This window comes from Enterococcus sp. S183_ASV_20, assembly GCF_018919685.1.
Classification (GTDB): domain Bacteria; phylum Bacillota; class Bacilli; order Lactobacillales; family Enterococcaceae; genus Enterococcus; species Enterococcus faecalis.
Genome location: NZ_JAHLRI010000193.1, coordinates 1 through 343 on the forward strand (window position 1 = coordinate 1; position 343 = coordinate 343).

The 343-nt window shown below is 31.8% G+C and carries 1 protein-coding gene; it reads right to left on the reverse strand.

Annotated features, from left to right (window positions below; genetic code table 11):
• Positions 1 to 55 precede the first annotated feature (55 nt).
• Positions 56 to 343 (reverse strand): IS3 family transposase (locus KQI94_RS16385; protein ID WP_216454695.1); only part of this gene is annotated, 288 nt, incomplete at its 5' end.

The window sequence follows — 343 nt, forward strand, 5'->3', positions numbered from 1 at the left end:
TGTAGTGACCCCAAAAAGTTAGACTTTTTATAGAGTGGATTTTTCCACTCTATTTTTATGCAGTTTTTTGATTGAATTGTCGAAATTCTACTGGGCTTTTCCAGTTAAGTTTTTCCTTGATTCGGTGATGATTGTAATAATAAATGTAGTTCTCAATTGCTTCTCTCAATTCATTTTGACTTTGATAGATTTTTCCATAGTACACTTCTTGTTTTAGGATACTGAAGAAATTCTCCATAGGAGAATTATCTAAACAGGTTCCTTTTCGAGACATACTTTGAAAGATATTGTTGTCCTTTAATGTTTGTATATAGACATTCATTTGATAAGCCCAGCCTTGATC